The sequence below is a fragment of the Streptomyces sp. NPDC103540 genome (genome assembly GCF_055584445.1).
Genome location: NZ_JBVJMA010000001.1, coordinates 509,055 through 535,720, shown reverse-complemented (window position 1 = coordinate 535,720; position 26,666 = coordinate 509,055). Strand labels below are relative to the sequence as shown.

The 26,666-nt window shown below is 72.6% G+C and carries 26 protein-coding genes and 1 tRNA gene; 15 read left to right on the top strand and 12 right to left on the bottom strand.

All coding sequences use genetic code 11. From position 1 onward, the window contains the following. Window positions 1-116 precede the first annotated feature (116 nt). The gene (gene aceE / locus ACZ6ZI_RS02405; protein WP_363060851.1) at window positions 117-2,849 is read right to left on the bottom strand and encodes a pyruvate dehydrogenase (acetyl-transferring), homodimeric type; all 2,733 of its coding nucleotides are present in this window, start codon (window positions 2,847-2,849) and stop codon (window positions 117-119) included. Window positions 2,850-3,286: 437 nt separating this feature from the next. Here aceE and ACZ6ZI_RS02400 point away from each other — a divergent pair, with 437 nt between their 5' ends. From ACZ6ZI_RS02400 to ACZ6ZI_RS02375, 6 genes are all read left to right on the top strand, one after another. Continuing rightward, the gene (locus ACZ6ZI_RS02400) at window positions 3,287-3,709 is read left to right on the top strand and encodes a DUF3052 domain-containing protein (protein ID WP_363060849.1); all 423 of its coding nucleotides are present in this window, start codon (window positions 3,287-3,289) and stop codon (window positions 3,707-3,709) included. Window positions 3,710-3,875: 166 nt separating this feature from the next. After that, on the top strand, window positions 3,876-4,334 hold the full coding sequence (locus ACZ6ZI_RS02395) for a peroxiredoxin (protein ID WP_363060847.1): 459 nt from the start codon (window positions 3,876-3,878) through the stop codon (window positions 4,332-4,334). Between the two features lie 151 nt (window positions 4,335-4,485). Beyond that, a complete protein-coding gene (locus tag ACZ6ZI_RS02390) occupies window positions 4,486-5,061 on the top strand; it encodes a TerD family protein (RefSeq protein WP_266788238.1) in 576 nt (191 codons plus the stop codon). Window positions 5,062-5,182: 121 nt separating this feature from the next. Continuing rightward, window positions 5,183-5,758 (top strand): TerD family protein, encoded by a 576-nt coding sequence (locus ACZ6ZI_RS02385; RefSeq protein ID WP_363060845.1) that lies wholly within the window; start codon window positions 5,183-5,185, stop codon window positions 5,756-5,758. A 25-nt stretch (window positions 5,759-5,783) separates the two neighbouring features. Continuing rightward, entirely contained in the window at window positions 5,784-6,899 is a 1,116-nt protein-coding gene (locus ACZ6ZI_RS02380) for a DUF475 domain-containing protein (protein WP_469514735.1), read from the top strand. A gap of 129 nt (window positions 6,900-7,028) precedes the next feature. Further along, window positions 7,029-7,769, top strand: coding sequence for a TerD family protein (locus ACZ6ZI_RS02375; protein WP_469514733.1), 741 nt, complete (start codon window positions 7,029-7,031; stop codon window positions 7,767-7,769). Between the two features lie 118 nt (window positions 7,770-7,887). Here ACZ6ZI_RS02375 and ACZ6ZI_RS02370 read toward each other — a convergent pair whose 3' ends face one another. Next, window positions 7,888-8,694, bottom strand: a complete 807-nt coding sequence (locus ACZ6ZI_RS02370; protein WP_469514729.1) for a TerD family protein — start codon at window positions 8,692-8,694, stop codon at window positions 7,888-7,890. A gap of 194 nt (window positions 8,695-8,888) precedes the next feature. Between ACZ6ZI_RS02370 and ACZ6ZI_RS02365 the strand changes: the two genes are divergently transcribed. From ACZ6ZI_RS02365 to ACZ6ZI_RS02350, 4 genes are read left to right on the top strand one after another with little or no spacing between them, the layout of a single operon-like run. Then, entirely contained in the window at window positions 8,889-10,064 is a 1,176-nt protein-coding gene (locus ACZ6ZI_RS02365; protein WP_469514726.1) for an HpcH/HpaI aldolase/citrate lyase family protein, read from the top strand. Between the two features lie 59 nt (window positions 10,065-10,123). Then, window positions 10,124-12,742, top strand: a complete 2,619-nt coding sequence (locus tag ACZ6ZI_RS02360; RefSeq protein WP_469514724.1) for a phosphoribosyltransferase — start codon at window positions 10,124-10,126, stop codon at window positions 12,740-12,742. After that, a complete protein-coding gene (locus ACZ6ZI_RS02355) occupies window positions 12,739-13,560 on the top strand; it encodes an HAD family hydrolase (protein ID WP_469514720.1) in 822 nt (273 codons plus the stop codon). The genes ACZ6ZI_RS02360 and ACZ6ZI_RS02355 overlap by 4 nt, the downstream gene beginning before the upstream one ends. Continuing rightward, on the top strand, window positions 13,557-14,216 hold the full coding sequence (locus tag ACZ6ZI_RS02350) for an O-methyltransferase (RefSeq protein WP_469514716.1): 660 nt from the start codon (window positions 13,557-13,559) through the stop codon (window positions 14,214-14,216). The genes ACZ6ZI_RS02355 and ACZ6ZI_RS02350 overlap by 4 nt, the downstream gene beginning before the upstream one ends. A 105-nt stretch (window positions 14,217-14,321) precedes the next feature. On the opposite strand, the gene ACZ6ZI_RS02345 is transcribed toward ACZ6ZI_RS02350, so the two are convergent. The 3 genes from ACZ6ZI_RS02345 to ACZ6ZI_RS02335 form a co-directional block, all read right to left on the bottom strand. Then, window positions 14,322-14,546 carry an FmdB family zinc ribbon protein gene (locus tag ACZ6ZI_RS02345; RefSeq protein WP_469514714.1) on the bottom strand — a complete coding sequence of 75 codons (225 nt, stop codon included), beginning with the start codon at window positions 14,544-14,546 and terminating at the stop codon, window positions 14,322-14,324. Window positions 14,547-14,556: 10 nt separating this feature from the next. Beyond that, a complete protein-coding gene (locus ACZ6ZI_RS02340; protein WP_469514711.1) occupies window positions 14,557-15,258 on the bottom strand; it encodes a DUF4383 domain-containing protein in 702 nt (233 codons plus the stop codon). Window positions 15,259-15,457: 199 nt separating this feature from the next. Further along, window positions 15,458-16,702: a hypothetical protein gene (locus ACZ6ZI_RS02335; protein WP_469514707.1), complete on the bottom strand. Its 1,245-nt coding sequence runs from the start codon at window positions 16,700-16,702 to the stop codon at window positions 15,458-15,460. Window positions 16,703-16,807: 105 nt separating this feature from the next. Here ACZ6ZI_RS02335 and ACZ6ZI_RS02330 point away from each other — a divergent pair. Next, a tRNA-Val gene (locus ACZ6ZI_RS02330) sits at window positions 16,808-16,882 on the top strand. 92 nt (window positions 16,883-16,974) lie between these two features. Here the strand turns inward: ACZ6ZI_RS02330 and ACZ6ZI_RS02325 are convergent. Then, the gene (locus ACZ6ZI_RS02325; RefSeq protein WP_100661309.1) at window positions 16,975-17,049 is read right to left on the bottom strand and encodes a 50S ribosomal protein bL37; all 75 of its coding nucleotides are present in this window, start codon (window positions 17,047-17,049) and stop codon (window positions 16,975-16,977) included. A gap of 101 nt (window positions 17,050-17,150) precedes the next feature. Here ACZ6ZI_RS02325 and ACZ6ZI_RS02320 point away from each other — a divergent pair, with 101 nt between their 5' ends. Then, entirely contained in the window at window positions 17,151-17,828 is a 678-nt protein-coding gene (locus ACZ6ZI_RS02320) for a TRADD-N-associated membrane domain-containing protein (RefSeq protein WP_469514704.1), read from the top strand. A gap of 7 nt (window positions 17,829-17,835) precedes the next feature. Beyond that, window positions 17,836-18,066, top strand: coding sequence for a DUF2277 domain-containing protein (locus ACZ6ZI_RS02315; protein ID WP_363060819.1), 231 nt, complete (start codon window positions 17,836-17,838; stop codon window positions 18,064-18,066). A gap of 59 nt (window positions 18,067-18,125) precedes the next feature. Here ACZ6ZI_RS02315 and ACZ6ZI_RS02310 read toward each other — a convergent pair whose 3' ends face one another. From ACZ6ZI_RS02310 to ACZ6ZI_RS02295, 4 genes are all read right to left on the bottom strand, one after another. Continuing rightward, a complete protein-coding gene (locus ACZ6ZI_RS02310) occupies window positions 18,126-18,620 on the bottom strand; it encodes a hypothetical protein (protein WP_469514701.1) in 495 nt (164 codons plus the stop codon). Between the two features lie 303 nt (window positions 18,621-18,923). After that, window positions 18,924-19,541, bottom strand: coding sequence for a DedA family protein (locus ACZ6ZI_RS02305; RefSeq protein ID WP_469514698.1), 618 nt, complete (start codon window positions 19,539-19,541; stop codon window positions 18,924-18,926). Between the two features lie 231 nt (window positions 19,542-19,772). After that, window positions 19,773-21,431, bottom strand: a complete 1,659-nt coding sequence (locus tag ACZ6ZI_RS02300; protein WP_469514695.1) for an alkaline phosphatase D family protein — start codon at window positions 21,429-21,431, stop codon at window positions 19,773-19,775. Window positions 21,432-21,537: 106 nt separating this feature from the next. After that, the gene (locus ACZ6ZI_RS02295) at window positions 21,538-22,212 is read right to left on the bottom strand and encodes an HNH endonuclease family protein (RefSeq protein ID WP_469514692.1); all 675 of its coding nucleotides are present in this window, start codon (window positions 22,210-22,212) and stop codon (window positions 21,538-21,540) included. 509 nt (window positions 22,213-22,721) lie between these two features. Between ACZ6ZI_RS02295 and ACZ6ZI_RS02290 the strand changes: the two genes are divergently transcribed. Together ACZ6ZI_RS02290 and ACZ6ZI_RS02285 are read left to right on the top strand one after the other, a co-directional pair. Next, window positions 22,722-23,303 (top strand): TMEM165/GDT1 family protein, encoded by a 582-nt coding sequence (locus ACZ6ZI_RS02290; protein WP_469514688.1) that lies wholly within the window; start codon window positions 22,722-22,724, stop codon window positions 23,301-23,303. Between the two features lie 147 nt (window positions 23,304-23,450). Then, entirely contained in the window at window positions 23,451-23,981 is a 531-nt protein-coding gene (locus ACZ6ZI_RS02285) for a DinB family protein (RefSeq protein WP_469515801.1), read from the top strand. Window positions 23,982-24,195: 214 nt separating this feature from the next. Here ACZ6ZI_RS02285 and ACZ6ZI_RS02280 read toward each other — a convergent pair whose 3' ends face one another. Further along, window positions 24,196-24,885 (bottom strand): HAD-IA family hydrolase, encoded by a 690-nt coding sequence (locus tag ACZ6ZI_RS02280; RefSeq protein ID WP_469514686.1) that lies wholly within the window; start codon window positions 24,883-24,885, stop codon window positions 24,196-24,198. 191 nt (window positions 24,886-25,076) lie between these two features. Then, window positions 25,077-26,666, bottom strand: a complete 1,590-nt coding sequence (locus ACZ6ZI_RS02275) for a peptidoglycan-binding domain-containing protein (protein WP_469514683.1) — start codon at window positions 26,664-26,666, stop codon at window positions 25,077-25,079.

Sequence of the window (26,666 nt, the reverse complement as noted above, 5' to 3'; positions counted from 1 at the left end):
CCAGGCATCGTAGGGAACGCGCGAGGGGCGCCGGGACCCGCGTCCCGACACCCCTCACACGACCGTGCCCACCGCCGTCGCGGCGGCCTTCGCCACCGCCACGGCCTGCGCCGTCGCTACGCGTCGCCGCCGGCGGCGCCCGGGTCGGCCGCGCTCACGTCCAGCAGCCGGTAGCGGTCCACCGCCTGCTTGAGCACCGACCGGTCGACCTTGCCCTCGCGGGCCAGCTCGGTCAGCGTCGCCAGGACCACCGACTGGGCGTCGATGTGGAAGTAGCGCCGCGCCGCGCCCCGCGTGTCCGCGAAACCGAAACCGTCCGCGCCCAGCGAGGTGTACGAACCCGGCACCCAGCGCGAGATCTGGTCCGGCACCGCGCGCATCCAGTCCGAGACCGCCACGAACGGCCCCTCGGCACCGGACAGCTTCCGCGTCACGTACGGCACGCGCTGCTCCTCCTCGGGGTGGAGCAGGTTGTGCTCCTCCACCTCGATGGCATCGCGCCGCAGCTCGTTCCAGGAGGTCGCCGACCAGACGTCCGCCCGGACGTTCCACTCGGCCGCCAGGATCCGCTGCGCCTCCAGGGCCCACGGCACGCCCACACCGGACGCCAGGATCTGCGCCGGGATCGCTCCCGACTCGCCCCGCGCCACCCGGTGGATGCCCTTGAGGATGCCGTCCACGTCCACGTCGGCCGGCTCGGCCGGGTGCTGGATCGGCTCGTTGTAGACCGTCAGGTAGTAGAAGACGTCCTCCGCGTCGGGGCCGTACATCCGCCGCAGACCGTCCTTGACGATGTGCGCGATCTCGTACCCGTAGGCCGGGTCGTACGCCACGCAGCCCGGGTTCGTCGACGCCAGCAGCTGGGAGTGACCGTCGGCGTGCTGGAGGCCCTCACCCGTGAGGGTGGTCCGGCCCGCGGTCGCGCCCAGCACGAAACCGCGCGCCAGCTGGTCGGCCATCTGCCAGAACTGGTCACCGGTGCGCTGGAAACCGAACATCGAGTAGAAGACGTAGACCGGGATCAGCGGCTCGCCGTGCGTCGCGTACGCCGAACCCGCCGCGATCAGCGAGGCCGTGCAACCGGCCTCCGAGATGCCGTCGTGCAGCATCTGGCCGGTCGGGGACTCCTTGTACGCGAGCAGGAGGTCGCGGTCGACCGCCTCGTACTGCTGCCCCAACGGGTTGTAGATCTTGGCGCTCGGGAAGAACGCGTCCATGCCGAACGTGCGGTACTCGTCCGGCGCGATCAGCACGAACCGCTTGCCGATCTCCTTGTCCCGCATCAGGTCCTTCAGGACGCGGACGAACGCCATCGTCGTGGCGATCGACTGCTGCCCGGAGCCCTTCTTCGCGGACGCGTAGGCCTTGTCGTCCGGCAGCTGCAGCGGCTTGGCGCGCACCACGCGCGTCGGCACGTAACCGCCCAGCGCGCTGCGCCGGTCGTGCATGTACTGGATCTCGGGCGAGTTCGGACCCGGGTGGTAGTACGGCGGGGCGCCGTTCTCCAGCTGGGCGTCCGTCACCGGGATGTGCAGGCGGTCGCGGAAGCGCTTGAGGTCGTCGACCGTCAGCTTCTTCATCTGGTGCGTCGCGTTGCGGCCCTCGAAGTTCGGGCCGAGCGTCCAGCCCTTGACCGTCTGCGCGAGGATCACCGTCGGCTGGCCCTTGTGGGCCTTGGCCGCCGCGTAGGCCGCGTAGATCTTCTTGTGGTCGTGGCCACCGCGCCCCAGGTGCAGCAGCTGCTGGTCGCTCATGTTCTCGACCATCGCCCGCAGCCGCTGGTCGTCGCCGAAGAAGTGCTCGCGGATGTACGCGCCCGTCTCGGTGGCGTACGTCTGGAACTGCCCGTCCGGCGTCGAGTTCATCCGGTTGACCAGGATGCCGTCGCGGTCCTGCGCGAGCAGCGGGTCCCAGGAACGGTCCCAGATCAGCTTGATGACGTTCCAGCCGGCGCCGCGGAACTGCGACTCCAGCTCCTGGATGATCTTGCCGTTGCCGCGCACCGGGCCGTCGAGGCGCTGGAGGTTGCAGTTCACGACGAAGGTGAGGTTGTCGAGCCCCTCGCGGGCGGCGATCGACAGCTGCCCCAGCGACTCCGGCTCGTCCATCTCGCCGTCGCCGAGGTAGGCCCACACGTGGGACTTGGAGGTGTCCGCGATCCCGCGGGCCTCCATGTACCGGTTCATCCGCGCCTGGTAGATCGCCCCCAGGGGACCCAGGCCCATCGAGACCGTCGGGAACTCCCAGAAGTCCGGCATCAACCGCGGGTGCGGGTAGCTGGACAGACCGTACGGGGCCTTCGACTTCTCCTGCCGGAACGCGTCGAGCTGCTGCTCGGAGAGCCGGTCCAGGAGGTAGGCGCGGGCGTAGATGCCGGGGGAGGCGTGACCCTGGAAGAAGATCTGGTCGCCGCCGTCGCCCTCGTCCTTGCCCCGGAAGAAGTGGTTGAAGCCCACGTCGTAGAGGGAGGCGGAGGAGGCGAAGGTCGCGATGTGACCGCCGACGCCGATGCCCGGACGCTGGGCCCGCGAGACCATCACCGCGGCGTTCCAGCGGGTGGCGTTCAGGACCTTGCGCTCGATCTCCTCGTTGCCGGGGAAGAACGGCTCGTCCTTGGTGGCGATCGTGTTGACGTAGTCCGTGCTGCGCATCTCCGGCACGGCCACGCGCTTCTCGCGGGCCCGCTCGATCAGTCGCAGCATCAGGTAGCGGGCCCGTTCACGGCCCCGCTCGTCGACGGCGGCGTCCAGGGAGTCGAGCCACTCCTGCGTCTCCTCCGGATCGAAGTCCGGGACCTGACTCGGCAGGCCGCCAATGATGATCGGATTGCGATCGGATGCGGAAGCCACGCTGTTCCTTCGCTGTCGGGGGAGTCGTGCCTTGGGTCGCCGCCTCCCATGGTCTTACGCCCGGCCGAAATCTTCACCTCTACCACTGGGTAACACCTGGAGCGGAGAAGGAGCGGCCGGCGGGCCGGGTCGCGCGCCTGGTCAAACCGCAACCTTACGCTCAAGTCGATCAGGGGGTTCGTAAGGCCGTTCGTCCCTCAAACAGGTAGGAAAGTCCTCATGCGATGTCGAATGAGTCGGAATCGTGTGGGATGAATCACCAGCGGTGCGCCGGGGAAGCCTGAAAGTTGCGGCGAGACGGCCGTAATCGTCACCGTTTCGGCGGTCCCGACGGCCGGGTACTTGCGCGATCCGCCGCGCCCGTGTGGACTACGCCCAATGCTGCGCGTACGCGCGCCGCCGAAAGACATTCACCGAACATGAGCAGGAGGCACCCCGTGAGCGCGACCGCGGACCACGCGGAGAGCCTGGCCGCCCGGCTGGGTTTCCAGTCCGAACAGGTGGTCCAGGAGATCGGCTACGACGAGGACGTCGATCAGGATTTCCGTGAAACTGTCGAGAGCCTCGTCAGTGAGCTTGCCGACGAGGACTACGACGACGTCGCCGACGCGGTGCTGCTGTGGTTCCGCGACGAGGACGGCGACCTGACGGACGCCCTGGTCGACGCGACCGAGCTGGTCGAGGACGGCGCACTGATCCTGCTGCTGACCCCCAAGACGGGCCGTGACGGCTACGTCGAGGCCAGCGACATCAGCGAGGCCTCCACCACGGCCGGCCTCTCGCTGGCGAAGGGCCTGCCGGTCGGCAAGGAGTGGACCTCCACCAAGCTGACCAAGCCGAAGACCGCCAAGAAGCGCTGAGCCGCGCCCCGCAGCCAAGCGGAAACACACCCCGCCGACCCGGAATCCCCGCGGTCGGCGGGGTGTGTTCGTTCCACCCCCGCCGACAGCGGGATCGAAGCCCTAGGCTGGGCTTCACTCGAACGGCCCCAGTGCGGGGCGATCCAAGGACGAAGGGACGCGACAGATGGCGATCGAGGTCGGTAGCAAGGCCCCGGACTTCGAGCTCAAGGACAACCACGGCGCGACCGTGCGGCTCTCCGACTTCCGGGGGGAGAAGGCCGTCGTGCTGCTCTTCTACCCGTTCGCCTTCACCGGCGTCTGCACCGGCGAGCTGTGCGAGCTGCGCGACCAGCTCCCCCGCTTCCAGAACGACGACGTCCAGCTCCTCGCCGTCTCCAACGACTCCGTGCCGACGCTGCGCGTCTTCGCCGAGCAGGAGGGCCTGGACTACCCGCTGCTGTCCGACTTCTGGCCGCACGGCGAGACCTCCCGCGCCTACGGCGTCTTCGACGAGGAGAAGGGCTGCGCGGTGCGCGGCACCTTCGTCATCGACAAGGACGGCGTCGTGCGCTGGACCGTCGTCAACGGGCTGCCCGACGCGCGTGACCTGAACGAGTACATCAAGGCCCTCGACAGCCTCTGATCATCCCGGACGGAGCGGCCCGGCGCGTTCGCGCGGGCCGCTCCGTCCGAAAACCGCCTGCGGGCGGGAACCCGTCACTAGGATCGAACCGTTGATCCTGTAGCAATCGCACGACGGGGCCCCGCCCCACACACATACCAATGGAGGACCCGTGGGAGTCAGCCTCAGCAAGGGCGGCAACGTCTCGCTGACCAAGGCCGCGCCTAACCTGACGGCGGTCATCGTCGGTCTGGGCTGGGACGCTCGCACCACCACCGGTGTCGACTTCGACCTCGACGCCAGCGCGATCCTGACCAACGACCAGGGCAAGGTCGCCAGCGACGCGAACTTCGTGTTCTTCAACAACCTGAAGAGCCCCGACGGCTCGGTCGAGCACACCGGTGACAACACCACCGGTGAGGGCGAGGGCGACGACGAGGCCATCAAGGTCAACCTCGCAGGCGTCCCGGGCGATGTCGCCAAGATCGTCTTCCCCGTCTCGATCTACGAGGCCGAGAGCCGCCAGCAGAGCTTCGGCCAGGTCCGCAACGCCTACATCCGCGTCGTGAACCAGGCCGACAACACCGAGCTGGCCCGCTACGACCTCTCCGAGGACGCCTCGACCGAGACCGCCATGGTCTTCGGCGAGCTGTACCGCAACGGCGCGGAGTGGAAGTTCCGCGCGATCGGCCAGGGGTACGCCTCGGGTCTGCGCGGCATCGCGCAGGACTTCGGCGTCAACGTCTGAGTCCGAAGAGCAGTCCGTCCGTCCGGCGCCGTGCACTGTGTGTACGGCGCCGGACCGGCTTTGCCACCACGGTCACGGTGGCTTCGCCATCACCACCACGTCGTCCGGGGAGGACCACATCATGGGCGTCACACTCGCCAAGGGGGGCAACGTCTCCCTGTCCAAGGCCGCACCGAACCTCACCCGGGTTCTGATCGGTCTCGGATGGGACGCGCGCTCGACCACGGGGGCGGACTTCGACCTCGACGCGAGCGCGCTGCTGTGCAACAGCGGCCGTGTGCTCGGGGACGCGTACTTCATCTTCTACAACAACCTCAAGAGCCCCGAGGGCTCCGTCGAACACACCGGGGACAACCTCACCGGCGAGGGTGACGGCGACGACGAGTCGATCATCATCGACCTCACCAAGGTGCCCGAGCGCGTGGACAAGATCGTCTTCCCGGTCTCGATCCACGAGGCGGATTCCCGCCGGCAGAGCTTCGGCCAGGTGAGCAACGCCTTCATCCGCGTGGTCAACATGGCGGACGACCAGGAACTGGCCCGCTACGACCTCACCGAGGACGCCTCCAGCGAGACCGCGATGATCTTCGGCGAGGTCTACCGCTACGGCGGCGAATGGAAGTTCCGTGCCGTAGGACAGGGGTACGCGTCGGGCCTCAGGGGCATCGCTCTAGACTTCGGGGTCAACGTTTCGTAAAGCCGTACAAGACGATGGGGTGCCAGTGGTTCTCAAAACCTTCGGCTGGTCGTTCGCAGTCACTGCGCTCGGTCTGGTCGCAGCGGTGTTCTACGGGGGGTGGACCGCTTTTGGGATCGTGGCGATCCTGTCGATCCTCGAAATCTCGCTGTCCTTCGACAACGCGGTGGTCAACGCCGGAATCCTGAAGAAGATGAATGCCTTCTGGCAGAAGATCTTCCTCACGATCGGTGTGCTCATCGCCGTGTTCGGCATGCGCCTGGTCTTCCCCGTCGTCATCGTGGCCGTCAGTGCCAAGATCGGGCCCATCGAGGCCGTCGATCTCGCGATGACCGACAAGGAGATGTACCAGCAGCTCGTGACGGACGCCCACCCGTCCATCGCCGCCTTCGGTGGCATGTTCCTGCTGATGATCTTCCTCGACTTCATCTTCGAGGACCGTGACATCAAGTGGCTCGCCTGGCTGGAGCGCCCGCTCGCCAAGCTCGGCAAGGTCGACATGCTCTCCGCGTGCATCGCGCTGATCGTCCTGGTCGTCGCCTCCATGACCGTCGGCGCCAACGCCCACCAGCACGGCGGCATGCACGTCGACAAGGCGCAGACCGTCCTGATGTCCGGCGTCCTCGGCCTGATCACGTACATGATCGTCGGCGGCCTCTCCGGCTACTTCGAGAACAAGCTGGAGGAAGAGGAGGAAGCCGAGCACGAGGCGGAGGAAGCGGCCAAGAAGAGCGGCAAGCCCGTCACGGCCGTCGCCATGGCCGGCAAGGCCGCCTTCTTCATGTTCCTCTACCTCGAAGTCCTCGACGCCTCCTTCTCCTTCGACGGGGTCATCGGCGCCTTCGCCGTCACCAACGACATCGTGCTCATGGCCCTGGGCCTCGGCATCGGTGCCATGTACGTCCGTTCGCTGACGGTCTACCTCGTCCGCGAGGGCACCCTGGACGACTACGTCTACCTGGAGCACGGCGCCCACTACGCGATCGGCGCCCTCGCGGTGCTCCTGCTGGTCACCATCCAGTACGAGATCCCCGAGGTCATCACCGGCAGCATCGGCGTCATCCTCATCGCCTGGTCCTTCTGGTCCTCGGTGCGACGCAACAAGCGCATGGAACTGGAGGGTTCCGCCGCCGAGGCATGACCTCGCCGGTAATGCGGAACGCTCTGGATGCGGGGCGGCCCAGTGGTCCACGGACCTGCGGGCCGCCCCGTTCGCATGTGCGGCCCGCACGTGCGGGAGGGGAAGAGGGGATCTGGGGGGAGTGGGGACATGGGGTTCTTCGACGGGATCAGGGGCGCCCGAGCCATGGGGTTCGACTCGGGCCACGCCTCGTCGAACGCGATCGAGCTGACCAGGAGGCAGCCCACGGTGTCGCTGACGCGCCAGCAGGCGGTGCACGGCAATCTGCGCGTGAACCTCTCCTGGCGGATGCGCACCTCCGACATCGGCGGCAGGTCGGGCCCGAGCGGCAGCCTGCTGCGGCATCCGTTCAAACTGTTCAAACCCGACATGGTGCAGGCCCACACCCAGGGCATGGTCAACGTCGACCTCGACATGGGCTGCCTGTACGAGCTGACCGACGGCACGCGGGGCGCCGTCCAGCCGCTCGGGAACCTGCTGGGAGACCTGAACGATCCCCCGTACGTGAAGCTCAGCGGCGACGACCGCTTCGGCTCCGCCTCCGGGGAGACGCTGTACATCAACCTCGACCACGCCGACAAGATCAAGCGCCTGCTGGTCTTCGTCTACATCTACGACCAGACGCCGGCCTTCGACCGGACGCACGCGCTGGTGACCCTCTACCCGGTCACCGGCCCGCGGATCGAGATCCCGCTGGACGAGCGGCAGCCGCAGGCCCGCTCCTGCGCCGTGGTCTCCCTGGAGAGCGTCAAGGGCGAGCTGATCGTGCGGCGCGAGGTGAAGTTCGTGTACGGGTTCCAGGCCGAGCTGGACCGCCTCTACGGGTGGGGGCTCCAGTGGGGCCGGGGCTACAAGAGCACCAAGGCCTGACCGGAGTGCCGGACGGAGCCCCGGACGGAGCCCCGGCCCGGGGCCCGGTCAGGGGCCCGCGGTCGGGGCCCCGGCGGGTTCGGCGGCGGGCGGCCGGCTGCGGGTTCGGCGGCGGGGTTCAGCGGCGGATGAACTGAGGGCCCTGCACCGGCAGCCGGAACGCCGGGTCGCCGCCCGGGGCCGGGACCGGGGCCGGGGAGACCGGCTGCGGGTACCCGTACGCGGGCTGCGCGGCCGGCGGGGCCTGCGTGGGCGGGGCGGCCGGCACCGGCGGAGCCAGCACCGGCGGGCGCATCGCGGCCGTCCGGTCGTCGCCGCCCGCCGCCGGGGTGGAGGCGGCGGAGGCCGCGTCGCCGGCGCCCTCACCGCCCTCGGCGGCGTTCTCGTCGACCGAGATGCCGTGGTCGGTGGCCAGGCCCACGAGCCCGTCGACGTAGCCCTCGCCCAGCGCGCGGAACTTCCACCCCTCGCCCCGGCGGTACAGCTCCCCGCACATCAGGGCCGTCTCGGCGCCCGTCTCGGGCCGCACGTCGAAGTGGGCCAGCGGCTCGGGGCCGCCGCCCGGGGTGGCGTCGTAGAGCAGGATCCGCAGGTCGCGCACCCGCTGGAAGGGCACGTCCTCGGCGGAGGCCACGACCAGGATCCGGTCCACGGCGGGGGTGACCGCACGCAGATCGGCCTGGACGGCGTCGGTGACCGCGTCGCCGACCTGCTTCTTCCCCAGCCGCCAGACGGCCCCGGACGGGTGACGGGGCTGGTTGTAGAACACGAAGTCCTCGTCCGAGCGCACGCGCCCGTCCGCGCCCACGAGCAGCGCCGAGGCGTCCACGTCCGGCACCTCGGGCCCCGTGGTCCAGCGCAGCACCGCCCGGACCGCCACGGGGGCCACCGGGATGTTCGAGCCCTTCTGCATCGCGTGCGTCATGCCCGTCATCCTGCCCTCCCGGGCCCGACCTGGACAATGCGGCCCCCCGTAGGGCCTTGTACGGAACGCGACCGCTGGGCATGGTGCGAGAGGGTTACCGGAACTTCATGTGTTTGAGGAACTCTTGACTCGTGTTCGTACGTACTATTACCGGCCACGCCAGTCGGGCCGCAGAGGCAGTACGGGGGAAGCACATGCGTCACTTCGGGCACATAACGCCCATGGCCCGCAAGGGCCTCTTCCACCAGGAGCCCATCGAGTTCTCCTCGGCCTCCCCCGCCGGGACGCTCGCCGCCGCCCTCGGCGCGACCCTCTACAGCCCCGCCACCCGGCCCGCCCTCGCCGCCGACATCCGCAAGCAGGCCGGCCGCGGAGTCGTCTCCATGGTCCTCTGCCTGGAGGATTCCATCAGCGACTCCGACGTCGTGGACGGCGAGGAGAACCTCGTCCGGCAGTTCGCGATCCTCGACGCCGAGAGCGAACGGGGCGCCGAGCCGCCGCTCCTGTTCATCCGCGTCCGCACCCCGGAACAGATCCCCGACCTGGTGCGCCGGCTCGGAGGTACGGTGCGACATCTGGCCGGATTCGTACTTCCGAAGTTCACCGAGAGTCGGGGAGTGGCCTTCCTCGACGCCGTCGCGGAGGCCGAGGCCCGGGCCGGACTGTCCCGGCTGTACGCGATGCCGGTCCTGGAGACCCCCGACCTCCTCCACCTCGAAACCCGCGTCGAGGCCCTCGCGGGCATCTCGCGCACCGTCAACCGCTACCGCGAGCGCGTCCTCGCCCTGCGCCTCGGCGTCACCGACTTCTGCTCCGTGTACGGCCTGCGCCGCACCCCCGACATGACCGCCTACGACGTCCAGATCGTCGCCGGCGTCATCGCCGACGTGGTCAACGTCCTCAGCCGCGCCGACGGCACCGGCTTCACCGTCACCGGCCCCGTCTGGGAGTACTTCCGCAGCCAGCAGCGACTCTTCAAGCCCCAGCTGCGCCGCAGCCCCTTCCTGGAGGAGGGCGTGGAGGAGCTGCGCACCGCCCTCATCGAGCACGACCTCGACGGGCTGCTGCGCGAGATCGAACTCGATCGGGCCAACGGGCTGCTGGGCAAGACCTGCATCCACCCGGCGCACGTCACGCCCGTGCACGCGCTGTCGGTGGTCTCCCACGAGGAGTTCAGCGACGCCCAGGACATCCTGCGGCCCGAGCGGCTCGGTGGTGGAGTGATGCGGTCGGCGTACACGAACAAGATGAACGAGGTGAAGCCCCACCGGGCCTGGGCCGAGCGCACCATGCTGCGCGCCGAGGTCTTCGGTGTGGCGAGGGAGGAGGTCGGCTTCGTCGACCTCCTGACGGCGGGACTCCAGGTGTGAGCCCGGACCACCGGGCCCCGCGGGTCCCCGCCGGAACGCTGAAGGAGACGGGAACGGCAGTGGAGAAGGCGCGGAACGACGAGACGACCGGCCCCGTGTGGTCGGGTGCCTGGGTCGCGGACCGGCTGGGCGTCGGCCTGCGGGACGCGGACGACCCCCGGGCACCCGGCGTTCCCGAGGCCCCCGATGTCCGTGGAGGCCCCGAGGCCCCGCGCCTGGAATCCCTCCTCGGGCTCGCCCTGCGGCGCAACCCCAAGCGGGCCCACCTGCTGGTCTCGCGGGTGCTGGGCAAGCATGTCCCGCAGTCGCCCGCCGTCGTCCACGCCGCCGGGTACGGCCTCGGCGAGCGCGTACGGGAGCTGCTCGGGGACGAGGGGGCCGCCTCGGCGGTGGTCCTGGGCTACGCCGAGACGGCGACCGGCCTCGGGCACTGCGTCGCCGACGGCCTGGGCGGCGCCCCCTACCTGCACTCCACGCGCCGCCCGGTGGCGGGCGTGGAGGCGGCCGGCGGCTTCGAGGAGTCCCACTCGCACGCCACCTCGCACCTGCTGCTGCCGCAGGACCCGCTCCTGCTGGCGGGCGACGGCCCGCTGGTCCTGGTCGACGACGAGTTCTCCACCGGCAACACCGTCCTGAACACCATCGCCGACCTGCACGCGCGCCACCCTCGCGGTCACTACGTCGTGGTCGCCCTCGTGGACATGCGGGGCCCGGCCGACCGCGACCGGCTGACCGCCTTCGCCGAGGGGCTGGGCGCGCGCGTGGACCTGATCGCGCTGGCCTCCGGCACGGTCTCCCTCCCCGAGGGAGTCCTGGCCAAGGGCCAGGCCCTGGTCGAGGAGTACGAGAGGTACGAGGCCGCCGCGGATGCGGACACGGACGCGGACGCGGATGCGGATGGGGATGGGGATGGGGACGCCGCCCCCGGCGCGGGCGGCCCGGGCGCCGACCGCCCCGGCGGCCGGTCCCCCCACGTCACCCGGATCCCGCTCGACTGGCCCGCCGGCGTGCCCGACGGGGGCCGGCACGGCTTCACCCCCGCGCACCGCACCGCCCTGGAGGCGGCCCTCCCGCACCTGGCCCGACAGCTCGCGGACGCGCTCGGCACGGCGCCCGGCCGGGTCCTCGTACTCGGCAACGAGGAGCTGATGTACGCGCCGCTGCGGCTCGCGCTCGCCCTGGAGGAGTCCGGGACGGCCGCCGAGGTGCGGTACTCGACCACGACCCGCTCGCCGGTGCTGGCCGTCGACGACCCCGGCTACGCCATCCGCACCCGCCTGGTCTTCCCCGCCCACGACGACCCGGCCGACGGCCCCGGCGACCGGTACGCGTACAACGTGCGCGGCGCCGGCTTCGACGCCGTCGTCGCCGTCGTCGACTCCACCGGCGACACCCCCGCCCTGCACACCGGCCTCCTGGCCGCGCTCGCCCCGCACGCGGGACGCGTCCTGCTGGCCGTCGTCCCCTCGTACACCCCGGACCGCACCCCCGGGCACGCCCCCGACCGGCAGGAGCCGATCATGCCCGAGCCCACCGCGCTCCCCGAACCCCTGCGCGGCCCGGCCTTCTCCTCGTACGCCCCCGAGGACGTCGGCTGGCTCCTCCAGGACCTCTCCGGGGTGGAACTGGAGGCGCCGACCGAGGAACGCGAGGAGGCCATCCAGGCGGGCGGCGCCCACTACGCCGAATCCCTGCCCGTCGAGTACCAGCCCTCCGACGCCTACCAGGCCCTGTACCGCAGCGCCCTCGACGCCTCCGCCGCCCGCATCGCCCGCGCCGTCGGCACCGTCACCGAGACCGTCCTCGCCGAACGCTCCCCGGCCCCCGTCCTGGTCTCCCTGGCCCGCGCCGGCACCCCCGTCGGCGTCCTCATGCGGCGCTGGGCACGGGACCGGCACGGCCTGGACCTGCCGCACTACGCCGTCTCGATCGTGCGCGGCCGGGGCATCGACGCCAACGCCCTGCGCTGGCTGGCCGCCCACCACGACCCGGCCGACATCGTCTTCGTCGACGGCTGGACCGGCAAGGGCGCCATCACCCGCGAGCTGCGCGAGGCGCTCGCGGAGTTCGAGGGCTTCGACCCGGAGATCGTGGTCCTCGCCGACCCCGGCTCCTGCGTGAAGACGTACGGCACCCGCGAGGACTTCCTGATCCCCTCCGCCTGCCTGAACTCCACCGTCTCCGGCCTCGTCTCGCGCACCGTCCTGCGGGCCGACCTCGTCGGGCCCGCCGACTTCCACGGCGCGAAGTTCTATCGGGAGCTGGCCGGCGCCGACGTCTCCACCGACTTCGTCGACGCCGTCGCCGCCCGCTTCGAGGAGGTCGCCGAGGCCGTCGCCGAAGAGGTCAAGGAACTCCTCGCCGCCGACCGCACCCCCACCTGGGTGGGATGGGCGGCCGTCGAACGCATCAGCGAGGAGTACGGCATCCACGACGTGAACCTCGTCAAGCCCGGCGTCGGCGAGACCACCCGCGTGCTGCTGCGCCGCGTACCGTGGAAGATCCTGGCCCGTCGCGGAGCCGGCCCCGACCTGGACCACGTACGCCTGCTCGCCGAGCAGCGCGGGGTGCCGGTCGAGGAGGTCGACGGGCTGCCCTACACCTGCGTAGGACTCATACACCCCCGCTACACGCGCGGCGCCACGGGCGCCGACGGAAAGGCAGTGGCCGCCAAGTGACCGTCCTCGTAGCCAGCGACCTCGACCGCACGCTCATCTACTCGGCCGCCGCCCTCGGCCTGACCATGCCCGACGCACAGGCCCCCCGCCTGCTGTGCGTCGAGGTGCACGAGAGCAAGCCGCTGTCGTACATGACGGAGACGGCGGCCGGACTGCTCGCGGAGCTGAGCGCCGACCCGTCGGTGGTCTTCGTCCCGACCACGACGCGCACCCGCAAGCAGTACCAGCGGATCCGCTTCCCCGGCCGGCCCGCCCCCTACGCGATCTGCGCCAACGGCGGCCAGCTCCTCGTGGACGGGGTCCCGGACCGGGACTGGCGCCGGACCGTCGCCGCGCGGCTCGCCCGCGAGTGCGCCCCGCTGGAGGAGGTGCACCGGCACCTGCTCGCCGTGTCCGACCCGGCGTGGCTGCGCAAGACGCGCGTGGCGGAGGACCTCTTCGCGTACCTCGTCGTCGAGCGGCCCCTGGTCCCCGAGGAATGGCTCAAGGGCCTCGACGGGTGGGCCGGGGAGCGGGGCTGGACCGTCTCCCTCCAGGGCCGCAAGATCTACGCCGTACCCCGCCCGCTGACCAAGAGCGCCGCCATGCGCGAGGTCGCCCGACGCACGGGGGCCACGACCACCCTGGCCGCCGGCGACTCCCTCCTGGACGCCGACCTGCTGCTGGCGGCCGACCGGGCGTGGCGCCCGGGCCACGGGGAACTCGCGGACGCCGGCTGGACGGCGCCGTCGGTGACCGCGCTGGAGGAGACCGGAGTCGTGGCGGGCGAGCGAATCATCCGCGCTTTCGGGGAAGCGGTTGCCACACTGGCCGCATGACCAAGGGCAACAGCACCAAGATCACTGACGAGCTCTACGCCTACGTGCTCGCACACAACCCCCCGCTGGACGAGTTCCAGCGGGGGTTGGTCGAGACGACGTGGGAGAGGTTCCCCGACCGGGCGATGATGCAGTCGGCGCACGAACAGGGCCCCCTGCTGGCCTTCCTGGTCCGCCTCACGGGAGCCCGACACATCGTCGAGGTGGGCACCTTCACCGGCTTCTCCGCCCTGTCCATGGCCCAGGCCCTGCCCGCGGACGGACGCCTCATCGCCTGCGACGTCTCGGAGGAGTGGACGGCGTACGGGCGCGAGGCCTGGAAGGCCGCCGGCGTCGCCGACCGCATCGACCTGCGCATCGGCCGGGCCCTGGACACCCTGCGCGCCATGCCCGCCGAGCCCCACATCGACCTCGCCTACATCGACGCCGACAAGGAGAGCCAGATCCTCTACTGGGAGGAACTGGTCCCCCGGATGCGGCCGGGCGCCCTGATCGTCACCGACAACACCCTCTTCCACGGCACGGTCCTCGACGAGTCCCCCGACAGCCGGGGCGCGAGCGTGCGGGCCTTCAACGACCACGTCGACGCCGACCCGCGGACGGAGTCGGTCCTCCTGGCGATCTCGGACGGACTCACGCTCTCGCGCAAACGCTGACCGGCCGTTGACCGGCGGCACCGGCCGTTGACCGGCGGCACCGGCCGTTGACCGGCGGTACCGGCCCGCGGCCGCGGGCCGGCCGGCCGGCGCTTGTTCGACGGCCTAGCCGCAGGCACCTCCGCCGCAGCAACCGCCCCCGCCGCCCCCGCCCATCGGCCGGGCCGGCGCGGGCCCCGCGCCCGACCCGCCGACGGCGACCGCCGACAGCAGCTTGACGGTGTCGGCGTGCCCGGCGGGGCAGTCGGCGGGAGCGGAGGACTCGGCCATCGGACGACTGACCTCGAAGGTGTCGTCGCAGGTCCGGCAGCGGAATTCGTAACGAGGCATGCCGCCAAGACTAAGAGGAACGGGCGTCGGCAGGAAGCACCCGACCCCGCGCCCGCTGCTCACGGGCCGCCTCCTCGGGGTGACGGGCACGCCAGTACGGATTGTCGTGCGGCAGGGCGCTGCCGACCCTCCCGTACATCCCGAACCACATCAGCATCACGCCGACGACGAAACTGAACAGCACGTTCTGGATCCTGAACGCCAGGAAGTTCAGGCCCGTGTCCAACAGCGCCAGGTTCACGAAGCCGCTCGCGATGAACAGCACGCCCAGCACGATGTTCAACGTCGAGGCGAAGGTCCCTCCCACCAGCATCCCGGCGAAGAGCAGCCCACCGATGCAGATCGACAGGACGCTCAACGCGCCGTTGGTGTTCAGCGCCAGCACCGTGTCGCCGCCCGTGTCGAAGAAACCGATCCGGTCCACCAACCCCAGGATCCCGAAGACCACCAGCAGCAGACCCGTCAGACCCGCCCCCACCCGATACACCTTGCTGAGCTTGTGGTCGGTCGGCAGGTGCTCGTCGAGCCGCGCGTTGACGGGGTGCAGGGCACGATTGACCCGCCGCGCGATGACCTGGCGGGCCGGGGGCGCGGGCGCCGCGCCGCCCTCGTGGGGCACGTACGGCGCGTAATGCTCATGGGGCTCCGTGCAGCCGTACGCGGCGTGAGGCGCATAGGACCCCTGGGACGTGTGGACGGTATGGGCAGCCATGGTGCCCTCCTCTGCTCCGTTCCCGGCACCTTCCAGCATCCGCCCATACCGCCCGAAACGCCACGACGGGCGCCCGGCCGGGGCCCCTGGCCGACGGGCCCCTGGCCGACGGGCGCCGGTCGACCGCTGCCCGGATCGGCGTCGGCCCGGATCGGCCCAGGCCCGGATCGGCCGCTGCCCGAACCGGCGCCGGCCCGGATCAGCCCTGGCCGCGCTCCGCCCGGATGCCGTCCACCACCCGGTGCACCGCATCCCGCACGTCCGCCATCTCCAGCAGGAACGCCCAGTAGTCCGGATGCCGCCCCTCCAACCCCGCCACCGCCCGCTCCACCCGGGCCACCGCCTCGTCCAACGGACGCGCGTGCCGCTGCTCCGGCACACTGCGGCCCGCCATCGCCAGCCGCTGCGCGTCCCGGATCGCGAACCGGGTCCGCTCCACCTCCACCTTCGGATCCCGCGCCACCGCCTCCAGACGCGTCAGCCGGTCCTGCGCCGCCGACACCGCCTCGTCGGTCGCCTCCAGCGCGTCCCGCACCTCCTCGACGAGCGCCCCCACATCGGCCCAGCGCTGCTCCTCACGCGCCCGACCCGCCTCCCGCAACCGCTCCTCGGCCCGCGCCACGTCCCGCACCGCCTCCTGCGGAACCTGCTGGAGGTCCTGCCAACACGCCGCACTGAACCGCCGACGCAACTCGCTGAGCACCGGATCCACCCGGTCCGCCCGATTGCGCAGGGCCTGCGCCCGGGTCCGCAGGCTCACCAGCCGCCGGTCGACCTCCGCCGCCCGCTCCGGAAGCCGCGCCGCCTCGGCCCGTACGGCCTCCGCGTCCCGCAGGATCCGATCCGCGCGCTGCACCGTCTCCTGCACCCCGTGCCGCGCAGCGCCCTGGTTCAGCTTCGTCAGCTCCGGCCCCAACGCCGCCAGCCGCGCCGCCAGATCGTCGGCCCGAAAACCCCGCGCCCGCGCCGCGTCCAACGCGTCACTCGCCGCCAACAGCGCCGCCCGCGCCCGCTCCCGCGCCGGCGCGACCCGCGCCAGCTGGGTCTCCGCCTTGTCCAGCAACGGCTGCAACCCCTGCGCGAACCGCTCCAGCTCCCCCTGGACCCGTACCAGCTCGTCCTTGGCGCGCGTCAACTGCTGCCGGGCCTGCGAGGCCGCCGAACCCTCCAGATCGACCCGGTCCAGGTCGTGGGCGTCGACCGCCTCGATGTACACGTGGCTGACCTCGTCGATGCGCCGGCCGAGCGCCGCGAACCCCTCGGTCGCCTCCCGCGCGGCGGGAGACCCGTCCGCGGCGGCGATGGTCTCGATGGAGATCCGCAGGTCCCGCTGGGCCGTGTCCAACGCGTAGAACGCCGCCGCGGCGGCATCCTTCGCCGCCTGCGCGTCGGCCCTTCGACTCTCGTCCCGCCCCCCGAACCACCGCCGGGATGCCGTCGTCACAATCCCACTCCCGTGCCGTGTCCGCCATGCCCCGATCCATTCTCCCCCACGGGAACGCGTTTGCGTGGGGAGTGCGCACGCCATGTAGGCTGTCCACTCGTCCACGGGTGCGTAGCTCAGGGGTAGAGCGCTGCTCTTACAAAGCAGATGTCGGCGGTTCGAAACCGTCCGCGCCCACCAGTGCGAAGGCCCCCAACCGATCTTGGTTGGGGGCCTTTCGCGTGCGGGTCCGACGGCAACGGGGTCGTGGAACCGGGTGGGTCGGGGTGGGGTCAGGCGTTGGGGCGCTTGCCGTGGTTGGCCTTCTTCTTCTTGCGGGCGCGACGCTTGTTTCCTCGCTTGGCCATGGTGCGTACTCCCTTATCCCGGATAATTCGGGTCTTCGTCAGTCTAGGTTCCGGTCCACGGCCCCGCATCAGAGTGCGGTTGTTCGGGTGACGGGGCGGGGATGTCCCTCCTGGGGGTGGTCCGGGTGGTCGCGGTCGGGGAGTGGGTCTTCGGAGTCGGGGCGGGAGTGGCGGCCGCCGCGCTGGTGGGCGCCGAGTGGTTGCGGGGGAACCGGTTCGAGCGGCGCCGCGACGAGGAGCGGGCGCGGCTGCTGGAGGGCGTCACCGCCCCGGGCACCCCGGCCGGACCGCAACCGGCCGACCCCCGGTTCGTGGACGCCGGCACGCACGGCGCCGAGGACTCCGTACTCGGCGACCGGCGCGACGAGTTCACCCCGATCCTCGTCGAGTACTACGCCTACGGACTCGCCCAGGCCCGCAGCAGCTTCGCGACCAGCCAACGCTTCGCCGGGGTCGGCGCGGCCATCCTGCTCTTCGGGGTCGCCCTCGCCGTGTGGAAGGCCGAGAGCGCGGGCGACGTGTACGTCGGGGTCGTGACCAGCTCCGTCGGCCTGGTCGTCACCCTCGTCGGGCAACTGTTCCACCGGCGGGCCGACGTCGCCCTGCGGCACATGGCGGCCCAGACCGCCGCCCTGCGCGAGGACCGGCGGGCTGCCGAGAACACCCAGCAGGCGATCGGCCTGCTGGACGAGATCGCCGATCCGGCGCTCAGGGGCCGCTTGCAGGCCGGGCTGATTCTCAAGCTTTCCGGGGCCGAGCTGCCGTCCGCCGCGCCATAGTGGAGGCATGTGCCGTTCCATTAAGACGCTGCGCCCGCCCGCGATCCCGGAGAAGGCCACCGAGGAGGAGATCCGCGCGGCCGCGCTCCAGTACGTACGCAAGGTGTCCGGCTTCCGGGCCCCCGCCGCGCACAACCAGGAGGTGTTCGAGGCGGCGGTCGACGCCGTCGCCGAGGCCACCCGGCTCCTGCTCGACGGGGTCCAGGTGCGCGGGCAGCGGGCCCCCGCCGCCTCCTGACCGCGACCCGGCGGGGGGCGGGGAGCACGCGTCTCCTCGCCCCCCGCGGGCCGGCGCCGTCAGCGGGTCGCCGCGGTGCGGCGGCGCAGGACCCACGCGCCGGTGCCGAGGGCGCCGGCCGCGAGCACGCCGCCGAGCGCGATCTGCCCCGGGCTCATCGAGTCGACGCTGCCGCCGAGACCGCCGCGCGCCGCGCCCGGTGACACCTGGAGGGAGACGGTGACCCGCTGCCCGCCGGCGACGCCGCACTCGAAGGTGACGGGGTGCGTGCCGGTGGTGGCGTTGCGGGAGACGGTGGCGGTTCCGTAGAGGTTGGTCGCCTCCAGGTTGCCCGGGGTCAGCCAGACGTCGCCGAAAAGGGTGGAGGAGGCCTTGCCGGTCTTCGTTCCGCAGCCCGCGATGTTGAGGCTGACCCGGCCTCCGGGGGCGACGGTGCCGGGGGAGACGGAAGCGGACGGGGCGGCGGAGGCCAGGGTGGCGGGGGTGACGGCCGCGACGACGAGTGTCGCGGCGGCGATCCCCGTCAGGCGGTGCCGGTAGCGCGTGGGGGACATGGAGAGAACTCCTCGGGCTCCTCGAAACGACGCGGCCAGGGCACGGATGTGACGCGGATTCGGTTGCGCGCCGTGCCTAGGACGCTAGAAGCCACGCCGCCGGGCGGCGATCGGTGCCGGGTGAACGGGTGACGGCGATGACCCACCCGGGCGACGTGCGGCGTCCGCCGGGCGTGGCGGCCGGTGATCCGGGGCGGGCGGGGCCCCCTCACCGCTCGGCGCCGACGGCCGTCCGGTGCGCCCGCGCTTCCCCCTTACGCCCACCCGGGCGCGGGGTACGGGTGGCCCGACCGGCGGGGTGGCTCAGGTCGCAGGGGTGGCGGCGGGGGGAGGGGGGCGACGGATGACGAAGGCCGCGAGGGAGCCCGCCGCGAACAGCGCGATCAGCGAGACGACCGGGCCCAGCCAGGTCGCCCCCAGCCACTGGGTGCCGAAGTAGCCCAGGGCCACGCTGTAGCCCGCCCACGTGATCCCGGCCAGGACCGACCAGGGCAGGAACTCCCGCACCTTCCGACGCGTCCTGCCCGCCCCCAGCGACACCACCGAACGGCCGGCCGGGGCGAAGCGGGCCAGCACGACGAGGGCGCCGCCGCCGCGGGCCAGTGCCGTACCGAGGCGGTCGTGGGCCCGCGTCAGACGGCGCGAACGGGCCACGACCCGGTCCAGCCGGACGCTGCCGCGCCGCGCGAGCCGGTACGCCGCCATGTCGCCCAACACCGAGGAGGTCGCGGCGACGAGCAGCAGCGTCGCGACGTCCGGCACCGGCGCGGACGTCCCGGCGCCGGCGGCCGCCGTCGCAGCGGCGGTGATCACCAGGACGCCGCTGGGCAGCACCGGCAGGAAGACGTCGAGCAGGATGGACAGCGCCACCACGGCGTAGATCCAGGGGCTCGCGGTCAGCGACCCCAGAGTCTCAAGCAAGGCGGGACTCCCCGGTCCGAAGCGCCGCGTGGTCGCGGGGGAGCGGCAGGGGCGGCTTGACAGCCATACAGCGTACGCCCGGCGGCATCACCCCGGCCCCCCGCCCCCGCCCTCCCCCCCCGCCCCGTCCCGTCCCCCCGCCCCGCCCTCCCCTTCCCCCCGCTCCGCCTGGATTCGGTTTCGGCCCGGCGCTCCGGCGCTCGGCTCTCCGCCGTTCCCGCCCGGGCCGGTTTACTCCGGGGCGGTCAGGTCGCGGTCCAGGACCGTGACCAGCCGGGTGGTCGAGCCGCGGCGGCGGGCCTGGTCCAGGTGCAGTCGGGCGGTGCGGCCCGCCAGCGCCAGCGTCATCAGCTGGTTGCCGAACCACGGGCCGCCCGAGCGCCGCCAGCTCAGGGGCGGCCGGCCCGTCCGCCCGTGCCGTGAGAAGCCGCGCCCCAGCCAGCGGCCCAGCCGCGACCACCCCAGCCGGAAGCCCCACTTGACCGCCAGGTGGATGGAGTTGTGCACCGGGGAACAGGTCAGCTGGAACACCCGGGCCGTGCTCGGTATTCGAGGCTCGGCGACGTACGCGTGGTGCACGTCCCCCGACAGGACGCAGACCGTCGCGGGCGCTCTGGGGCCCGTACCCACCTCCTCGATCAGGTCGCTGAGCGCCGCGAACGAGGCCGGGAACGCCGCCCAGTGCTCCAGATCGCTGCGTCGGCGCAGGTCCTCGCCGATCCGTGCCCACCGGGGCCCCCGATCCCCCCGGCACAGGGCGGCGTTCCACACTTCCGCGTCGTGGATCAGCGGGGGCATCAGCCACGGCAGGGAGGACCCGATCAGCAGGTGGTCGTATCCGCCGTGTCCCTCCAGCGCGTTCTCCCGGAGCCACTGCCGCTCGGCCGGGTCGAGCATGGCCCGGTCGTCCTCGTCGAGCACCCGGGCGGCCCGGGTGTCCACCATCAGCAGCCGCGAGCGCCCGAAGTCGCGCCGGTAGCTCCAGCGCACGCAGCCGGGGTCGGCGTCCGCCGCGGCGGCGAAGGCCCGCAGCGCGTCCGTGCCGTCCGGGGTGGCGCGGACCGAGGCGTACAGGGCGTCCCGGTCGAGTTCGGCGGGGGAGAGGTTGCCCAGGTGCTGGTACACCCAGTACGTCATCAGCCCGCTGAGGATCCGCTCCGGCCACCACGGCGTCGCCCGCATCTCGGCGAGCCAGGCGGCGCTGGTGTTCCAGTCGTCTATGACGTCGTGGTCGTCGAACATGTGCAGGCTCGGCACGGTCGACAGCAGCCAGCGGATCTCGGGGTCGAGCCAGGACTCGTAGTAGAGCCGGGTGTACTCCTCGTAGTCCCCGACCTGTGCGCCGGGGGCCTCACGAAGGTCCCGGCGGGCCGCGAGCCACTGCCGGGTCTCGCGGGACAGCTGGTCGGCGTAGACCTGGTCGCCGAGGAGCAGCAGGACGTCCGGGCGGGTGGCGTCCGGTGCGGAGGCGAGCCGTGCGGCGAGGGTGTCCAGGGCGTCGGCGCCGTGGGGTCCGCGGCGGTCGGCGGGGGGCGCGGCCTGCCGGCAGGAGCCGAAGGTGATGCGCAGCTCGGGCGTCGGCCGGCCGGGGCCGCCCACCGCCGGGGTGGTGATCGTGCTGGGCGGGAAGCGGCCGTCGACGGCGGGCCAGACCGGCAGCCCGTCGAGGAACACCTCGTAGGCCGTGGTCGTGCCCGCCGTCAGGCCCGTGACCGGTATCAGCGCGTAGTGGTGTCCGGCGATCTGGAAGGTGCGGGCGCTGCCGCCCGCGCCGTCGGCGCAGCGCACTTCCGCCGTGCACGGGCGGTCGGCCTCCACCCACACGGTGGCGCTGTCGCCCGTGTTCCAGTCGACGTAGCGCAGCAGTGGCCCAAGCCGCAATCCGGCCATCCAACTCCCCCTCCTCGGCAGCCCTTTCGATCACGGTACGGGGTGGGAGGGGGCCCTGGCCTCCCCCTGGCGGGGGAGAGGGAGGGGTGAATGCGGGAAGTCGGGGTCAGCAGCCGTTCAGGACGTTGACCAGGGCCGTCTTCTCACCGGAGTCCATGGTCAGACCGTAGTACTGCTTCACCTCGACCCACATGCGGGCGTACGTGCAGCGGTAGGCGGTGCGCGAGGGCAGCCACTTGCCGGGGTCGAGGTCGCCCTTGGCCTGGTTGACGTTGTCGGTGACGGCTATGAGCTGCGGCCGGGTGAGGTCGTTGGCGAGTTGCCGGCGGCGTTCGGTGGTCCAGGAGGAGGCGCCGGAGCGCCAGGCCTCGGCGAGCGGGACGACGTGGTCGATGTCGACGTCGGAGGCGGCGGTCCAGGTGGCGCCGTCGTACTCGGAGTACCAGCTGCCGCCGGTGGCGGCGCAGGCGGAGTCGGTGACGACGTTCACTCCGTCCCGCTTGAGGACGGTCTCGCGGGTGTTGCAGGTGCCGGAGACGGTGCCCCAGTGCGGGAAGAGGGTGCGGCTGTAGCCGCTGAGGGAGCCCTCGGTGGTCGGCGTGACGGTGGCCAGGTAGGAGCGGGCGGCCGCCGCGCTGATCGGGGCGGGCGGGGAGGCGAGGGCGGAGGGGGCGTTGACGAGCGTGGTGAGGGAGGCGAGTGCCACGGCGGAGGCGAGGACGCCGGCGCGGACCGTTCGACGCGCGTAGACGTGGGGCGTGCGGGTGGGCGTGAGGGCCATGAGGGCTCCCTGGTGCGGGGGGTGGTGGCCGTTCGACCCCTGGCGGGTCGCGGCCATGGTGGCGGCGCCGGATGTCGGGGGGACGGGCGCCAGGTGAAAGGTTGCCGACATGGGCACGTCACATCAAGGCGTCCAACGTCCGGGAATCAAGCGGAAGTTGAGATTCCCCACACATCTGGGCGTCCCGAAGGGGGCGGGTCGGGGTCAACCTCGCATACCGGGCGGGTTCGGGGTGCGGGAGTCGTCACGTACCCTGGACGGAGCAGAAGGGGAGTAGCTCTTCGCCGGACCGTCGACATACTGCTGGGTCACACCAGCCGGCGCCCGGAGGCGAACCGCGTGAGCGGGCCGCCAGCGAGACCTTCGGCCGCAGTGTCCTGTCCGTGTGGCGCGCGTGATCGCGTCGCGCGTTTCCACCCCCAGGGCGCCGCCGTGCCGAAGCGACCCCTGAAACACCCCAGGTCTCTCGGTTCGACGGCGTCCTGCCCGACCGATCGAGGTTTCACTCCGTGTTCAGCTTCACCGTCATGGCCATCGCCTTCGGCGTCGTCTTCCTCGCCGAACTCCCCGACAAGACGGCCCTCGCCGGTCTGATGCTCGGCACCCGCTACCGCGCCTCGTACGTCTTCGCGGGCGTCGCCGCCGCCTTCGCCGTGCACGTCGCGCTCGCCATCGCCGCCGGCAGCGTGCTCACGCTCCTGCCCCACCGGCTGGTCCAGGCCGTCGTCGGACTGCTCTTCCTCGCGGGCGCGGCGATGCTGCTCCTGAAGAAGAGCGACGACGAGGAGGAGGTCAAGCCGCCCGCCGACCAGTCCTTCTGGAAGGTCTCCGGGGCGGGCTTCATGCTGATCCTGGTCGCCGAGTTCGGCGACCTGACCCAGATCATGACCGCGAACCTCGCCGCGCGCTACGACGACCCCGTCTCCGTCGGCCTCGGCGCCGTACTGGCCCTGTGGGCGGTCGCGGGCATCGGCATCCTGGGCGGTCGCACGCTCATGAAGTACGTGCCGCTGAAGCTCATCACCAAGATCGCCGCCGGCGTCATGGCGGCCCTCGCCGTCTTCTCGCTCTACGAGGCCATCGCGGGCTGACCGCGGTCGCGGGACGGGGGCCGGGCCGCCGCGCGGGTCGGGAATCCCCTTGCGGGCACCCCGGGCCCGCGGGGCACGCTCGCGGGCGTGAACACCTCCGACACCGGGCTCGAACCCGGCTCCGACCGGCGCTTCGGCTGGTCCAACATGTTCGTCGCCCCGGCGCGCGACGCCCGCTCCGACGGCGGCTTCCGGGGCGAGCGCGCCATCCTCGCCGGGTACCTGCGCGACCAGCGCCTGACGCTGGAGCTCAAGTGCGAGGGCCTGGACGCCGAAGCGATGGCCCGCCGGTCCGTGGCACCGTCGAACCTCTCGCTGCTGGGCCTCGTACGTCACCTCGCGGGAGTGGAGCAGAAGTGGTTCCGGCAGGTCATGGCGGGCGAGGAGATCGCCCGCCACTACCGCTCGGCAGAGGACCCGGAAGGGGAGTTCACCGGCGCCCTGCCCGACCCGGCCGTCGTCGCGGATGCCTGGGCCACCTGGCGGGCGGAGATCGCCTTCGCGGAGCGGCTGGTGGAGGAGGCGCCCGAACTCGGGATCACCGGGAACGCCGGCGGGGAGCCGATGGAGCCGATGGAGCCGCGGGAGGTGCTGGTGCACATGATCGAGGAGTACGCCCGCCACAACGGTCACGCGGACTTCCTGCGCGAGCGCGTCGACGGACGCGTGGGCCAGTAGCCGCAGCCGGCGGGCCCCCCGCGCGGCCCGTGCCCCACGCGCCACCGTGCCCCACGCGCCACCGTGCCCCGGCGGCACGGGGGCCGACCGGGGCACGGGGCGGTACGGGGTGCGCGGCGCGCGGGGCGGCGTCGGGGGAACGGGGGCTCCGGGGCGTGCGCGTACGGCGGGACGCGGGGCGGCCGCCGCGCGGCGGCCCGCGGGCCCCGATCGGTTACGCGGCCGGGGCGGTGAGCGTCAGGCGGATCGTGCCGTCGGCCTCGGCGTCGACGCGGACCGAGGTCAGGTCGAGGACGTGCGCCGTCGGGCCGTGCTCGGCGGCGCGGGGCCCTATGCCGATCACGCGCATCCCGGCGGCCAGGCCCGCGGCGATGCCCGCGCCGGAGTCCTCGAAGACCAGGCAGTCGGCCGGGTCGAAGCCCAGCTCGGCGGCGCCCTTGAGGAAGCCCTCCGGGTCCGGCTTGCTGGCCCCGACGGACTCGGCGGTCACCCGCACGTCCGGCATGGGGAGCGCGGCGGCCGTCATCCGGGCCGCGGCCAGCGCCGCGTCGGCGGAGGTGACCAGCGCGTGCGGGAGGTCGGCGATGGCGGCCATGAACGCGGGTGCGCCCCCGACGGGGACCACGCCCTCGGTGTCGGCGGTCTCGCGGGCGAGCATCACGGCGTTCTCGGCGTGGTTGAGCTCCATCGGACGCTCGGGCAACAGGATCGCCATCGTGGCGTAGCCCTGGCGGCCGTGGACCACCTTGAGGGCCTCCCGGGGATCCAGCCCGTGGGAGACGGCCCACTCGCGCCAGCAGCGTTCGACCACCGCGTCGGAGTTGACGATGGTGCCGTCCATGTCCAGGAGCAGGGCCTTGGCGGTGAGGACGACGGGGGCGGATGCGGTGGTGCCGGCAGACATCGGCGGGGCTCCAGACGGGCGGGAAAAGAGAACAAGTGGTTCCGTCCACCGGTCAGGGAGTGCGGACGGAACCACTTTGTTCCTTCACGATACAAAACCCGGGGCGGTTCGCGCCACCGAGCGGCGAGTGACGTGTGACTCCATCCGCCCGATCCGTCCCCGTCTCCGTCCCCGTCCCCGTTCCTCCGGTCCTAGCCCTCCAGGGCGCGCCGGGTCGCCGGGCCGTAGACGCCCCACGGGTCCTCGTAGGTCCCGCTTTCGAGCTGGAAGTTCTCCACGGCGCTCTGGGTGGAGCGGCCGAACCGGCCGTCCTGCCGGCCCCGGTACAGGCCCTGGTCCGCCAGCAGTCGCTGGAGCTTTTGGACCTCCGCGCCGGAATCCCCGTAGCGCAGCGTCGGCGCCGGGGCGGGCGCCGGGGGCGGCGGCTTGGGGGAGGCCGACCGGCTGGGACTCGCCGACCGGCTCGGAGAGGGCGCGGCCGAGGAGCGGGAGGCGCTCGCGGAGGCGGACGGCGAGGCGGAACGGGAGGCGGAGGCGGACGCGGACGCCGTCGCGCTCGTGGACGCGCTCGGCGAGGGGGCCTCGCTCGACTCGGACGGGGACTCGGAACCCGCCGGTGCGGCGGCGGGCGCGGAGGCCTTGGTGTCGACCATGGCGGTGTCGCTCGCCCCCGAACCGGAGAAGAGCCCCAGCCCGAACGCGGCCGCCGCCGCGGCCACCACGACCGCCGCCGCGGCGCCCAGCGCCACCGCGGGCACCCGCCGCCGCTTCCCCGCGCCGGCTGCCGCGCCCGCGCCGCCCGCGCCGACCGGAGGAGCCGGGTACGCCTGCGGGGGCACGGCCCGCAGCCGCACCGTCCGGTCCGCCGCCGGCGGTACGGGTACGGGTATCCCGTACGCGGGCGTGTCCGGCCCGCCGGGCCCCACCGGGCCGCCGTGGGCGGGCGTCGGGTGCGGGCCCGCGACGGGGGCGGGACCGGCCGCCGGCACCACCGGCAGGACGGTCGTCGCCTCCTCAGGAGCCCCGTCCGGGGCCCCCGGCCCGCCGCCCACCCGGTCGTCGACCGGATACGGCGAGGCCCCGGGCGCGGGCGGGAAGCCTTCCGGAGTCGGGCCCGTCGTACCCCCCGGGGCTTCGCCCGGGAAACCCGCCGACGCGGCGGCGGCATCCCCGGCGGGCGCGGAGGGGAGGTCCGCCGGGCGGCCGGTCCCACCCGCGACGGCGAACCCCGACGCGGACCCGGACAGGGAGCCGGGCGCGGACCCGGACCCGGGCGCGGAGCCGGACCCCGGCGCGGACCCGGGCAGGGAGCCGGACGCGGAGCCGGACGCGGAGCCGGACCCCGGCACGGAGCCCGCCCCGGCCCCCGGCGTGGACGGCCCGGACACCGGTGCCGAGCCGGGCGGGGGCACGGGTCCGGGAGCGGGTACGGAGGCCGGCGCGGCGCCGGGCCCGAAGCCCGGCGCGGTCTGCGGTACGGAGCCGGGAACGGGCGCCGCCCCGGGCCCCGGCACGGAGTCGAACGCGGGCACCGGTCCGGGCACGGACCCGGGCAGGGAGGCGGAGGGGGGAGCCTGCGCGGGGATGTCGGCCGGGGTGCCGGGCGCCGGACCGCTCGGGAACGGGCCCGGCGCGGTGCCTCCCGGGAAGCCCGCCGGGGGCTGCGCCGGGGGCGGGGCCACCGCGCCCAGCACCGGCTGCGGGGAGGGCTCCGGGGTCGTCCCCTGGTCCGGGTGGGGCATCGCCACGTACGGGCGAATGCGCAGCGGGTTGAACCCCAC

Bases quoted from the DNA above. Each gene is read 5' to 3' on its own strand.
- ACZ6ZI_RS02395 (WP_363060847.1), top strand. From the start codon at position 3,876: ATGGCGATCGAGGTCGGTAGCAAGGCCCCGGACTTCGAGCTCAAGGAC.
- ACZ6ZI_RS02385 (WP_363060845.1), top strand. From the start codon at position 5,183: ATGGGCGTCACACTCGCCAAGGGGGGCAACGTCTCCCTGTCCAAGGCC.
- ACZ6ZI_RS02375 (WP_469514733.1), top strand. From the start codon at position 7,029: ATGGGGTTCTTCGACGGGATCAGGGGCGCCCGAGCCATGGGGTTCGAC.
- ACZ6ZI_RS02370 (WP_469514729.1), bottom strand. From the start codon at position 8,694: ATGACGCACGCGATGCAGAAGGGCTCGAACATCCCGGTGGCCCCCGTG.
- ACZ6ZI_RS02365 (WP_469514726.1), top strand. From the start codon at position 8,889: ATGCGTCACTTCGGGCACATAACGCCCATGGCCCGCAAGGGCCTCTTC.
- ACZ6ZI_RS02350 (WP_469514716.1), top strand. From the start codon at position 13,557: ATGACCAAGGGCAACAGCACCAAGATCACTGACGAGCTCTACGCCTAC.
- ACZ6ZI_RS02345 (WP_469514714.1), bottom strand. From the start codon at position 14,546: ATGCCTCGTTACGAATTCCGCTGCCGGACCTGCGACGACACCTTCGAG.
- ACZ6ZI_RS02340 (WP_469514711.1), bottom strand. From the start codon at position 15,258: ATGGCTGCCCATACCGTCCACACGTCCCAGGGGTCCTATGCGCCTCAC.
- ACZ6ZI_RS02320 (WP_469514704.1), top strand. From the start codon at position 17,151: ATGTCCCTCCTGGGGGTGGTCCGGGTGGTCGCGGTCGGGGAGTGGGTC.
- ACZ6ZI_RS02315 (WP_363060819.1), top strand. From the start codon at position 17,836: ATGTGCCGTTCCATTAAGACGCTGCGCCCGCCCGCGATCCCGGAGAAG.
- ACZ6ZI_RS02310 (WP_469514701.1), bottom strand. From the start codon at position 18,620: ATGTCCCCCACGCGCTACCGGCACCGCCTGACGGGGATCGCCGCCGCG.
- ACZ6ZI_RS02300 (WP_469514695.1), bottom strand. From the start codon at position 21,431: ATGGCCGGATTGCGGCTTGGGCCACTGCTGCGCTACGTCGACTGGAAC.
- ACZ6ZI_RS02295 (WP_469514692.1), bottom strand. From the start codon at position 22,212: ATGGCCCTCACGCCCACCCGCACGCCCCACGTCTACGCGCGTCGAACG.
- ACZ6ZI_RS02285 (WP_469515801.1), top strand. From the start codon at position 23,451: ATGTTCGTCGCCCCGGCGCGCGACGCCCGCTCCGACGGCGGCTTCCGG.
- ACZ6ZI_RS02280 (WP_469514686.1), bottom strand. From the start codon at position 24,885: ATGTCTGCCGGCACCACCGCATCCGCCCCCGTCGTCCTCACCGCCAAG.